Source organism: Empedobacter sp. UBA7252 (assembly GCF_002472765.1).
In the GTDB taxonomy this organism is placed as follows: Bacteria; Bacteroidota; Bacteroidia; order Flavobacteriales; family Weeksellaceae; genus Empedobacter; species Empedobacter falsenii_B.
Window position 1 is genome coordinate 1 of record NZ_DKSQ01000009.1, and the last position, 12570, is coordinate 12570.

At 32.3% G+C, this 12570-nt stretch carries 13 protein-coding genes and 1 pseudogene; 3 read left to right on the plus strand and 11 right to left on the minus strand.

Annotated features, from left to right (window positions below; translation table 11 throughout):
• Positions 1–12: 12 nt before the first annotated feature.
• Together B2X73_RS01980 and B2X73_RS01985 are read right to left on the minus strand one after the other, a co-directional pair.
• Positions 13–564, minus strand: a complete 552-nt coding sequence (locus B2X73_RS01980; protein ID WP_291095619.1) for a hypothetical protein — start codon at positions 562–564, stop codon at positions 13–15.
• A 39-nt stretch (positions 565–603) separates the two neighbouring features.
• Positions 604–2277 (minus strand): OstA-like protein, encoded by a 1674-nt coding sequence (locus B2X73_RS01985; protein WP_291048470.1) that lies wholly within the window; start codon positions 2275–2277, stop codon positions 604–606.
• 244 nt (positions 2278–2521) lie between these two features.
• On the opposite strand from B2X73_RS01985, the gene B2X73_RS01990 reads away from it, so the two are divergent.
• Positions 2522–3442 (plus strand): Dyp-type peroxidase, encoded by a 921-nt coding sequence (locus B2X73_RS01990; RefSeq protein ID WP_115000647.1) that lies wholly within the window; start codon positions 2522–2524, stop codon positions 3440–3442.
• Positions 3443–3503: 61 nt separating this feature from the next.
• Here B2X73_RS01990 and B2X73_RS01995 read toward each other — a convergent pair whose 3' ends face one another.
• A complete protein-coding gene (locus tag B2X73_RS01995) occupies positions 3504–3956 on the minus strand; it encodes a Fur family transcriptional regulator (RefSeq protein WP_038331681.1) in 453 nt (150 codons plus the stop codon).
• 195 nt (positions 3957–4151) lie between these two features.
• Here B2X73_RS01995 and B2X73_RS02000 point away from each other — a divergent pair, with 195 nt between their 5' ends.
• The gene (locus B2X73_RS02000) at positions 4152–6494 is read left to right on the plus strand and encodes an ATP-dependent helicase (RefSeq protein ID WP_286494898.1); all 2343 of its coding nucleotides are present in this window, start codon (positions 4152–4154) and stop codon (positions 6492–6494) included.
• A 230-nt stretch (positions 6495–6724) separates the two neighbouring features.
• Positions 6725–8188 carry an alanine/glycine:cation symporter family protein gene (locus B2X73_RS02005; RefSeq protein WP_221855076.1) on the plus strand — a complete coding sequence of 488 codons (1464 nt, stop codon included), beginning with the start codon at positions 6725–6727 and terminating at the stop codon, positions 8186–8188.
• A gap of 53 nt (positions 8189–8241) precedes the next feature.
• On the opposite strand, the gene B2X73_RS02010 is transcribed toward B2X73_RS02005, so the two are convergent.
• From B2X73_RS02010 to B2X73_RS02045, 8 genes and pseudogenes are all read right to left on the minus strand, one after another.
• Positions 8242–8760, minus strand: a complete 519-nt coding sequence (locus tag B2X73_RS02010) for a YceI family protein (RefSeq protein WP_125350085.1) — start codon at positions 8758–8760, stop codon at positions 8242–8244.
• 38 nt (positions 8761–8798) lie between these two features.
• Positions 8799–9617, minus strand: coding sequence for a 4,5-DOPA dioxygenase extradiol (gene ygiD / locus B2X73_RS02015; protein ID WP_221855074.1), 819 nt, complete (start codon positions 9615–9617; stop codon positions 8799–8801).
• Between the two features lie 27 nt (positions 9618–9644).
• On the minus strand, positions 9645–10217 hold the full coding sequence (locus tag B2X73_RS02020; protein WP_221855071.1) for a YceI family protein: 573 nt from the start codon (positions 10215–10217) through the stop codon (positions 9645–9647).
• A 216-nt stretch (positions 10218–10433) separates the two neighbouring features.
• Positions 10434–10733, minus strand: a complete 300-nt coding sequence (locus tag B2X73_RS02025) for a hypothetical protein (RefSeq protein WP_125350083.1) — start codon at positions 10731–10733, stop codon at positions 10434–10436.
• 6 nt (positions 10734–10739) lie between these two features.
• On the minus strand, positions 10740–11501 hold the full coding sequence (map, locus tag B2X73_RS02030) for a type I methionyl aminopeptidase (RefSeq protein WP_115000652.1): 762 nt from the start codon (positions 11499–11501) through the stop codon (positions 10740–10742).
• Between the two features lie 136 nt (positions 11502–11637).
• Positions 11638–11895 (minus strand): annotated as a pseudogene (locus B2X73_RS02035) (Txe/YoeB family addiction module toxin).
• Positions 11896–12150: a type II toxin-antitoxin system Phd/YefM family antitoxin gene (locus B2X73_RS02040; RefSeq protein WP_221855065.1), complete on the minus strand. Its 255-nt coding sequence runs from the start codon at positions 12148–12150 to the stop codon at positions 11896–11898.
• Positions 12151–12269: 119 nt separating this feature from the next.
• Positions 12270–12566 (minus strand): Dabb family protein, encoded by a 297-nt coding sequence (locus tag B2X73_RS02045; protein ID WP_221855064.1) that lies wholly within the window; start codon positions 12564–12566, stop codon positions 12270–12272.
• Positions 12567–12570 lie beyond the last annotated feature (4 nt).

The window sequence follows — 12570 nt, forward strand, 5'->3', positions numbered from 1 at the left end:
AATGTTCCCATTTTATTTTAATAAAAAAAGCACAGCTGCACCGCCCATTGCATACGCTGCAACAGTAAGAGAATCTGATTTACCTTTCGAAAATTTTCTTATTTTGAACGATGAAATATCATTTTTATGAAACTTCAATTCTTTTTCTGTTCCTTTTACAACAGCATATAAGGTATCAGCTTTCCATTGCTTTGCCTCTATTGTATATTCTTTTCCTTGCGCATCTACTTTATAAAATTGATCGGGTTTGATAACATCCGAAATTTTAATTGTAGAAGGATCTATCACTACTTTCTCTTCTTTATTCTCTTGTTTTTTAGCTTTTAATGCAGCTAATTCTTCTTTACTTTCTGAAAGAGATGAACTAATTGCATTTTCATTAGCACTTTTGCGTTCTCTTCTCAATTCAGCAATATCAGCTCTGGAACGACTTCTTTCATTAGAGTTAGCCGTCTGATTATTGCCTTTAGACATTTCCAAAGCATATTCGTCAGGATCAAAAGCTTTGTATGTATAACAACTTGATAATAATAGAATAGATAATATGATAGATGTAGTTTTCATTTATAGTTTTAGAAATTAAACGATTAATTTATGAAAAGATTATTTCGATTCGATAAAAATATCTCGCCAAGTGTTTAATCGTTCAGAAATTCGCCATTTAAAATCGGGTAAATAACGCATTTCTTCAGGAAATTTAGACAATGGATACATTTTTCCGTCCGATTTTATGCGACATGCAACCAATTCAACATCTTTTCCTACAACATCAACTTCTATAATTCCGCAATAAGAAATATTAACTCCATAACGTTCTTTCACTTTCGTTTTTTGATCCGTATCATCCATGTACGTCAACGCGACAGCATTTTCTTCTACATTTATAAAATCAATTTTATCATCCTGAAAAAGAACAGTTAAATATTTTCCTTTGATTTGATGATATTCATTTTCCACAAGCGAATCCACTTTAGCAATCACAAAAGCATTATTAAACACTTTCATCGAGTCTAATTTTTCTGTTTTCGCATTTGTATACGCTTCGATATAATCTCCTGTAACTTGGTTATCACCAGAAAATAAAATTGGATCTTTGTAAAATTGCATCAATCCTTTAGTTTGATTGTACACCAAAGAATCTGCTTTTCCGTTCGCATTCGATTTGTAAAAACGCGCTTTATGAAAAGCTTTCACCAATGAAGTCGAATCAACATCGTGACGTTTTACCGCCAACAACGTATCAGCACTTATGTAAAGCGAATCTTTATCAAACGCTTTCACAGCATACGCGTTCTTCGTTACAAAAGCCGAATCTAAGTATTTAAAAGCTTCTCCGTAATCACCTTTCAAAAATCTTTTTTCTAATGGATCATCCAAAAAAACATCGCCTTCACCTTTACCAAAACCTGTTTTATCGTTGAAATAAAGTTTTTTAGCCGTCAACGTTTTGTTTTGATAATAAACTTTTGAATTTCCTCTTAACCAAGCTTCACCTGTTTTTTTATTAAAATCTCCATCCGAAGTAATGATATATTGTGATGGATCATTTCGACGTGTAATTTTAGAATAATCGCGGAAAGTTGTAATTCCCGTAATATCATTCGTCGTCATTTTTCTCGAATAAATCGTATAATCTTTATTCGTAATAAAAACTTCTGAACCAAAATTTGCCGATTTAGACTTTACATTATACACAACATTTCGTCCTTCGACTAAAGTTCCATCAGAACCAATTGTTTTGTAAGTATCATTTACAATAATATTTCCTGTCAATCGTTCGTAAATCATTTTCTCAGAACTTATTTGTTGCGTAGGTATCTTCACTTCTACTTTCCCAATACCAGTCGCAATCTCGGTTGTACGATTATAATCCATATAATCTGCCGTAATACGAGAACTTGGATCAGTCAACACCACATCTTTGAAAGCTTTTGCAATTGTTGTGTTTCCGTCATACTCCATTTTATGCGCCGTAATTGTTTTGTCTTTGCTCACCAAACGTGCATTCGACCAAACAACAGCCAAGTTTTTATCACGATACAAAACCGCACTATCAGCCGAAATTACATCACCTTTATATTCGATTACAACATTTCCTGATAAAAAATCATTTCCCTCAAAACGTTTCGGATCATGTTCTACTAAATCAGCATGCCTTAGATTAACTTTTTCTTTTTTAGGTTTCTGTTGCGCAAAAGCACTTATCGTCATAAAACATGAAAGTAAAAAAGCAACTTTCAAGCCTGTTTTATTTCTATTTATATAATTAATTAACAATTACTTATTATTTTTATTTAATCTCTATTTCACTTCAAAAAAGTGCTAACCAAAATTAGTATTATTTTTTTAGTCCTAAAAATTAATTATTACGTTAAAACGTGCTTTAATACTTAAAATTTTCATAATATTTTAATCAATATGATAGATTTTCAAGTCTTAATTTAATTAAAAAAATAACGATTATTCATCAAATTCAGTTTTAAAATTCTTAACTTCATATTCAATTTTATAAATCTATTAAATGCCTCAATATCAAAATGTATTAGACAGTCCAAACACCAATACTATTTTTATGGTTTGGAATTTTAAGGAAAATACTGCTTACAAAGATGCTTTCAAAAAGCTTTGCGCTTTAATTATCAATCTCAATCATTCAGCCAATACACGTTTTCCGAAAACGCAATCGAGCGTTATTTTAGGAATTAGTTACGATGCTTGGATAAAATTAAATTTACCAAAACCTTTGCCGAAAGAATTAAAACCTTTTGTTGCCATTAAAGGAGAAAAGCATGAAGCCGTTTCTACAAAAGGCGATATTCATTTTCATATCCGCTCTACGCAACAAAGCTATTGCGTTGATATTGTTTCTAATTTGACTGATTTATTGAATGATGTTGCTACTTGTCAAGAAGAAATTCATGGTTTTAGATATTGGGATGGTCGTAGTATTTTAGGTTTTGTTGATGGAACTGAAAATCCACAAGGTAACGAAAGAATAAATTTTGGTTTGATTGGCAATGAAGATTCTGCTTATACAAATGGAAGTTATTTATTTGTGCAAAAATACATTCATGATATGCAAGCTTGGAAAGATTTACCAATTTCTGAACAAGAAAAAGTAATTGGAAGATCTAAAGTTGATGATATTGAAATGAATGACGATGAAAAACCCTCGAATTCACATTCTGCATTAGCAAATGTTGGAGATGACAAAAAAATTGTTCGCGATAATATGCCTTTTGGAAATATGTCGACAAATGAAATGGGAACCTATTTTATTGCTTATGCTAGAAAGTTTAGCATTGTAGAAGAAATGTTAGAACGCATGTTTGTTGGTGAACCTATCGGAAACTATGATCGAATATTAGATTTTAGTAAAGCTAAAACTGGAACTTTATTTTTTGTTCCTTCTTTTGATTTGTTAGATCAATTTTCTAATTAAAAATAACAAAAAAGACCTTTTACGAAATCGTAAAAGGTCTTTTGATTTTATAAAATCAAGGTTATTTATTCTTACGAGTTCCGTAAAAATATAATGAATGATTATCAATTTTGATATCAAAAATATCTTCTATCGTTTGTTTGATAGATTGGATTCTTGGATCACAAAACTCCAATACTTCTCCTGTATCAGACAAAATAATATGGTCATGATTTTTGTCGAAATATGATTTTTCGTAATGCGCTTGTTGATCTCCAAACTGATGTTTACGCACCAATTTTGCTTCCATCAAAAGCTCGATAGTATTGTATAAAGTAGCACGACTAACGCGGTATTTCTTATTTTTCATTTTGATATACAACATATCAATATCAAAATGATCATCTGTAAAATAAATTTCCTCTAAAATAGCATAACGTTCAGGTGTCTTACGATGTCCATTGTCTTCCAAAAAATTCGTAAACACTTGCTTTACTATTTCGTAATTACTTGATTTTACTGATTCGTCTGTCATATAAAAAATTTGTGTAAATATACAGAATATTTCCTTATCAATGTAACGAAACAACTTTCAATTCGTACGTTTTTTCTATCTCTTGATAGTAAATCTTTATAACAACGTATAATTAACAATATATCTATATAAGAAAACGTATAATCTTTCAAAATTATTTTATCCTTTACACCACAAAGGTTAACTTTGCACACGATGGAAGAAAATTATTTAGAAAAACTGAACGAACCACAGCGTTTGGCTGTAGAAGCTACCGAAGGTCCAGTAATGGTAATTGCGGGTGCGGGTTCTGGAAAGACGAGAGTGTTAACTTATCGCATTGCTCATTTACTAAATAAAGGAGTTGATGCTTTCAATATATTGTCTTTAACATTTACCAATAAAGCTGCCCGAGAAATGAAAGAACGTATCGGACATGTGGTTGGTGAAGCGAATGCAAAAGCACTTTGGATGGGAACCTTCCACTCTGTTTTTGCGCGTATTCTACGTGTTGAAGCTCCGCTTTTAGGTTATCCATCAGATTTTACAATTTACGATCAACAAGATGCAGTTTCTGTAATGACAAAGATTATTAACGAAATGCATTTAGATAAAGATATTTACAAAGCAAAACAAGTTTTGGGACGTATTTCTCAATACAAAAATAACTTGATTACAGTTAGAGCTTATCACAATAATCAAGCTTTAATTGAAGCAGATAATGAAGCAATGCGCCCTCGAATGGGTGATATTTACAGAGCTTATGTAGATCGTTGTTTCAAATCTGGTGCAATGGATTTTGATGATTTATTGTTGCGTACCAACGAAATTTTGACGCGTTTTCCTGAGGTTTTAGCAAAATATCAAGAACGTTTCAAATACATTATGGTAGATGAGTACCAAGATACCAATCATTCTCAATATTTGATTGTAAAAGCATTGGCTTCTCGTTACGAAAACCTATGTGTAGTTGGTGATGATGCGCAATCTATTTATGCTTTCCGTGGTGCAAATATTCGAAATATTTTATCATTCAAATCCGATTATCCTGATGCGAAATTGTATCCATTGGAACAAAATTACCGTTCGACGCAAATGATTGTGGAAGCTGCGAATCAGATTATCAAACAAAATCAAGATCAATTAGAAAAAAATGTTTGGACTGCGAATGAAACTGGTGAAAAAATAGCCGTTTATCGTGGACTTTCTGATGCTGATGAAGCGCGTTATATTGCAACGCAGATATGGGAAAGACAGATAAATGAACATCTTCAACCAAAAGATTTTGCTATTCTTTATCGTACCAATGCACAATCTCGTGCGTTAGAAGAAGCCTTGAGAAAAAGAGGAATTCAGTACCGTGTTTATGGCGGAACATCTTTCTATCAACGCAAAGAGATTAAGGATATGGTTGGTTATATGCGATTATTGATTAATCAAAATGATGAAGAAGCTTTATTGCGAACAATCAATTATCCGGCACGTGGAATTGGTCAAACGACTATTTCAAAACTTTTGGTTGCGGCAGATCAACATCAAATTAGTTTATTTTCTTTGATTGAAAATATTGCGATGTATGCTCCAACCATTGGAATAAATGCAGGAACATCAAACAAATTGAATGATTTTGTGTTGATGATTAAGCGTTTCCAAGTGATGCTAAAATCACATGATGTGTATGAAGTAACAATGGAAATGGCTAAAAGAACACAATTGTTGAATGCGTTGAAAGAAGATTCTACACCAGAAGGTGTTTCTCGCTTAGAGAACGTTCAAGAGTTGTTAAATTCGATCCAAGGTTATGTCGAAGAACAACAACAATTAGACGAAGGAGATGCTTCTTTAGGTGGTTTCTTAGAAAATATTGCTTTGGCAACTGATGCGGATAACGAAGAAGATGACGATAATAAGGTCAATTTGATGACGGTCCACTTAGCAAAAGGTTTAGAATTCCCTGTTGTATTTATTGCAGGTTTAGAAGAAAATCTTTTCCCTTCTATGATGAGTGTTAACACGCGCGCTGAATTAGAAGAAGAACGTCGCTTATTTTATGTTGCCTTAACACGCGCTGAGAAAGTGGCTTATATGACCTATTCTGTTTCACGTTTTCGTTGGGGAAAAATTATCGATTGTGAACCTTCTCGTTTCTTAGAAGAAATTGATGATAGTTTCTTAGAATGGAAAAATCTGAATATTTCTGCAAGAGCTTCTAATAATAGTGGATTATCGGCTGATTTATTTGGAGATGAACCAACACCACAAAACTATCAACAACGAGAAAAATCAGTTGCAAGACCAAATCCAAGAGCTCGTGTAGAACCAGCTCAACCAAGGTCAAATTTCAAACCAGTAAATCAAACAAAAAGTAACGCTTCATCAACAGCAAATGCACAAGGTTTGCAAGTTGGTCAAGTTGTTGTTCACGATCGTTTTGGACGAGGAATTGTGAAAGATTTGCAAGGAGAACCATCAGATATGAAAGCAATTATTCATTTTGATAATGCAGGAGAAAAAAAATTACTCTTAAATTTTGCAAAACTAAAAATCATTCGATCATAATAAAAAAACAGAAAAAGGTTACAGTAATTTGCAACCTTTTTTATTTGTATTTAACCAATTACACACCTTTTATCAAACTAAAGGTTTAAATAATATATCTTCAAAATTTAGAATAAAATTCTTGCTTGTATTTATTTTTTCGAATAAATAAACAGATTAAATCTTATAATTAAGATTTTTTTAGCATTTTAGCACCACAAATAAACACAAGAACAAAATTTTTTACTCAAATGGATGATATCATCAATCTAATAAGTAGCTACGTTTGGTCATATGCCTTGATTGGACTTTGCGCTTTAACAGGAATTTACTTCTCTATTCGCACCGGATTTTTACAAATAGTCTACATAAAAGACATGGTTCGCTTGCTATTTAGTGGCGAAAAATCGGACAAAGGAATCACTCCTTTCCAAGCTTTTTCTTTAGCAATTTCTGGTCGTGTCGGAACCGGAAACATTGTTGGTGTTGCAACCGCAATCGCAATGGGAGGCCCTGGAGCAATTTTTTGGATGTGGTTTATCGCATTTTTAGGAAGTGCATCTGCATTCATAGAATCTGCATTAGGACAGGTCTACAAGCAAGAAATCGATGGAGAATATCGTGGAGGTCCTTCATACTACATCGAAAAAGGTTTAGGAATCAAATGGTACGCGGTTTTGTTTGCAATCATTACAATTATGAGTTGTGGATTATTATTACCAGGCGTTCAGTCGAATAGTATTTCATCTGCTTTGAATAACGCGTTTGATATTCCTATTTATAATTTTGTAGGAATTCCAATCAACATTGTAGGATTCGTCATTATTGGATTATTAGCCTTGATTATTTTTGGAGGTGTAAAACGTTTGGGACAAGCTTCTGAATTTATCGTTCCTTTTATGGCAGGCGCTTACATCTTAATGGCAATCATTATTATTGGAATGAATATCCATCAAGTTCCATCAGTTTTACGATTAATTTTTTCATCAGCTTTCAATCAAGAATCACTTTATAGTGGTGTTTTTGGATCTGCAATTGCTTGGGGAATAAAACGTGGAATTTATTCTAACGAAGCTGGTCAAGGAACTGCTCCTCATGCGGCTGCGGCTGCGGAAGTAAACCATCCTGCACAACAAGGTTTGGTACAAGCTTTTTCTGTTTACATCGATACATTATTTGTGTGTACTGCAACTGCTTTTATGATTTTATTTACAGGAAAATACAATGTGAATCACCCAGAAAAAGCGGGAAGTTTCATTACTCAAAATCTTCCTGGAGTAGATTATACAGGTTTTACGCAAGCAGCTGTTTCAAGTCATTTTCCTTCATTCGGAAATAGTTTTGTTGCGATTGCTTTGTTTTTCTTTGCTTTTACAACGATTATGGCTTATTACTATTATGCTGAAACGAATATTACATACATTTTCAAGAAAGGAAATAGAAAAGTATATGTATGGATTTTACGTATTTGTTTTTTAGGTGCTACGTATTACGGAACAATCAAAACTGCTGAAACTGCTTGGGCAATTGGAGATATTGGTGTTGGTCTGATGGCTTGGGTAAATATTATTGCTATTTTATTATTAAGCGGAGTTGGGCTTAAGGTCTGGAAAGATTATAAAGACAAACGTAAAAAAGGAATTAAAAATCCTGATTTTAATCCTACAGAAATCGGAATTAAAAATGCTACTTTTTGGGAGAACAAAAATAAATAACACAAAAAAAACCACTTCGTTTGAAGTGGTTTTTTTGCTATTAAAAATTATGATTATTGGGCTTGAGTAAACTCTAAATTCACCAATAATTTTACTTTATCAGAAACCACTAATCCTCCAGCTTCTGTTACTTGGCTCCATCCTAATCCGTAATCTTTACGGTTGATTTCTCCTGAAAATTCGAATCCAGCTCTTTGTAATCCCCATGGATCAGTGATAACTCCACCAAAATCTGCATTTAATGTAATTGGCTGTTTTTCACCACGAATTTCTAAAGTTCCATTAATTTTTCCGTTTTGAATACCTGAAGTACTTTCAAATTTCATTTCTGGAAATTGCTCAGCAGCAAAGAAATCAGCTGATTTTAAATGTCCATCACGATCTGCATTTTTTGTATTGATTGAATCTACTTTTGCATCAAATTCAAATTTTGCATCAGAAAAATCATCTGAATTAGCTTCTACATCAGCATTGAAATGATCAAAATTTCCTGTTACTGTAGAAATTACCATGTGTTTTACTTTAAATTGGACTTCTGAATGAGAAGGGTCTAAATTCCATTTTGTTGCCATAATGTTTTGTTTTTATTTGTTATTTAAATTGATTTTATTTATCCTATTTTGAATGATAACATTCCTAATGATCCATAAATTAGTTTATCATTAAAAAGTGTTAGCTCCTCTTCTTTTCCTTGTAATGCTAATGCGTAAATAGCTGGCAAATAATGTTCCATAGATGGGACAGCAAGATTAAATGCGCTACCTTTTTGTACAAAATTGAACAATTCGTCGTGATTACCTGTTTGAACAATATTCTTGAATGTATCATTCACTTCATAAGCCCAATCATAACCAGCATTTGGCTCGCTCCAATTTAATGCTCTCAAATTGTGTACAACATTCCCACTTCCTACTATTAATATCCCTTTACTACGCAAAGCGTCTAATTCCTTCGCTAATTCGTAATGCTCTTTTGGCGTTTTATAAACATCCAAACTCAGTTCTATCATCGGAACATCTGCTTCTGGATACAAAAATTTAATCACACTCCAAGAGCCGTGGTCAAATCCCCACATTTTGTCTAAATCAACCTCTGTTGTTTTAATTAAATTTTTGACCTCTGTTGCTAATTCTGGACTTCCTGGCGCTGGATATTCAACATCGAATAAAGCTTGCGGAAAACCATAAAAATCGTGAATCGTTTTGGGTTGTTCTAAAGCCGTAACTTTAGTTCCTTTCGTTTCCCAATGTGCCGAAATACAAATAATCGCATTTGGTTTTGGGATTGTTTTTCCAATCTTCTTCCATCCTTCTACAAAAATATTTTCTTCGATTGCGTTCATCGGAGAGCCATGTCCTAAAAATAAAACTGGCATTTTATCAGTTGTAGAAAAACTTGAAGTAATTGATTTTAACGTATTGAAATCCACGATTTTTATAATATATTTTATTTATTATTATTTAGCTTTTGAAGCTGAAAATTCTAAGTTTGATGTTAATGTAACAACATCACCTACAACAGCTTCTGGGAAATTACCACCGATGTTAAAATCACTTCTTTTTACATTTCCTTTTACTGTAAATCCGTACGTTTTAACTCCGTTATTGTTGATGCTTCCGTTGTAAACTAATTTTAATGCAACTGGTTTAGTTACTCCGTTTAATGTTAAATCACCAACCATTTTAAATTGATTTCCTTTAACACGTGTAATTCCTTTTGAAGAGAATTCTAGTTTTGAATTTTTTGCTGCATTGAAAAAATCTGCTGATTTTAAATGATTATCACGTGCCTCAACTCCTGTATTGATTGAATTGATATCTGCAACTACATGAAATTTTGCATCGCTTAAATCTTCTTTTGTAAAGTTTAAATGAACATCAAAATTTTGGAATTGTCCTTCAACATCAGAAATTGTCATGTGAGAAACAGAAAAGCCTAATTTTGAGTGCGCTTTATCATTTGTATAATTTTGAGCAAATGCAGACATTGAAGCTGCTGATAACATTAACGTGAATAATAATTTTTTCATAACGAATGATTATTTGATTGTTTTTAATTAATTATTTATTTTGATAGGACAAATTTAGCTCAGTCATCAGCGAGATTTCATTGACATAAGATAAGAAATTAAAAAGCTTGATTTTTCATCTAATAAACGATCAAATTGTATCAATTAATATTCCAAAAAGTAAAGATTTTGAATTTGTTAGCAATAAAAAAAACACTTCAATAGAAGTGTTTAATATTATTTTACTGGACTAAAATACCAGTAGGTAGATGTTTTTTTATTCTCGATTTCCAAATATTCTGGAAATGCTTGCGGTAATAAATGTAATTCTTCCGATTTTTTCAAATCTGTTAGAATCTGACGCAAAGGATATCCTTTTTTACGGTCGTGAGGAAAATATCCTTTTTCAATTAAGAAAGGCATCATATCCTTAGTTTTTACACGTTCCAACTTATTTTCTGTTAAATAAGCCTGAATATCTTCGCTCATTTTTTTGACCACTTCGCGGTCTACTTTAATATATTCGTTTCTCTTCATATAATTTTACCAATTACCATTCATGTGCGTTAAAATCATAGGACCTTCAGAAGTAACCAAAACAGTATGTTCGTGTTGTGCAAAAACGCCAGGTGCATTTCCTATCATTGTCCAACCATCCGCTTGCTCAATTGCTTCGTAAGAATTTTCTGAAATAAAAGTTTCCAATGCAATAACTGAATTTTTACGGAATCGACGTTTATCATCAGGGTCTCTGAAATTCATCAAATCCAATGGTTCTTCGTGCAATGAACGCCCTACTCCATGACCAGTTAAATTCTCAATCACATGATAATGATGTTTTTTTGCTTCTTTCTCAATAATTCCACCAATATCAGCGATTTTAACTCCAGATTTTACAGCCGCAATTGCTTTTTGAAGCGCAGAAATAGATGCATCAACAATTTTTTGATAACCATTCACATCTTCTCCAACAACAATAGAACCTCCATTATCAGCCCAAAAACCACCTAATTCTCCAGAAACATCAATATTAATCACATCTCCGTCTTTCAAAATTTTATCGGCTCTTGGAATTCCGTGACAAATTTCTTCATTCACGCTTAAGCAAGTATAACCAGGAAATTGATACGTCTCGAAAGGAGCTGATTTGCAACCAAATTTGTGCATAATCTTCGCACCAAAATCGTCCAATTCTTTTGTTGACATTCCAGGTTTTACATAATCTTTCATCTCTTTAAGAGTAACGGCTACAGCTTCGCTGACTTTTTTCATTCCGATTAACTCTTCTTCTGTCTCTATAATCATTGCTTAAATTCTATTGATTTCCTTTTCAGAAATCATTTGCAAATTTACGGGTATTTGTAACGATTATTTGCTTATTTTGATAGAAATTCGTGATTATTGTATGATAGATTATATTGTTGATTGATAAAGAAGTATATCAATCATAATGAAAACGACATTTCGCAATTTGAATTTCATCTTCTACAACACGATATATTAACCGATGTTCATGATCTATTCTTCTCGACCAAAATCCTGCATATTTATGTTTCAAAGCTTCTGGTTTCCCCAGACCATCAAAAGGATTTCGAGCAATACCTTTAATCAATTCATTGATCTTTTTCAATTTAGATTTATCTGTTTTTTGCCAATACAAATAATCTTCCCATGATTAATCAACAAAAACGATTTTCATCTATTCTTCAATTAACTCCTTTGTAAACGTTTTCTGAGTTTTTAATTTCTCAATTGCAGCATCCAAACGCTCTTCATTTTTGCGAGAAGAAAGCTCATGATTCGTAGCCATTAGCGAATTATACTCTTCTAATGACATAATAACAACACCAGAATTTTTTCCACGATTAATAATCAATGTTTCAAAATTATTCGTCACACGATCAAAATATTCTTTAATATCTTTTCTAAATTCAGAAATATTTGTTATCAACATATGTACAATATTTTGTACAAAAATAAGTATAATTAATTATAAATAAACTTGATTTATAAAGTTTTAGAAAATAAAAAAATCCGTCAAATGACGGATTTAAGGTTATATTTTTCTAACGATTAATCTGCATCATAGATTAATACTCGTTTTGCTAATTTATTTGGACCATTCAAAAACTCGATATGTTGTGGATGTTTTTGATACGTCTCAAATTGTTCCATCGTTTCGAAAGCTGCAAACAAAGAAAACGAATACGAAGCGTCGATAACATCTCTTTCGATATTTGCTGGTGTTCCAACATGAAAAAATACTGAAGGAGCAATTGGTTCTAAATCTTTCAAAGCTTGATGAAATGTATTCACTTCAGCTTCTGTAGCGTCATCTTTTAACCAAAATAGTACGTGGTGTGCTAACATAAAA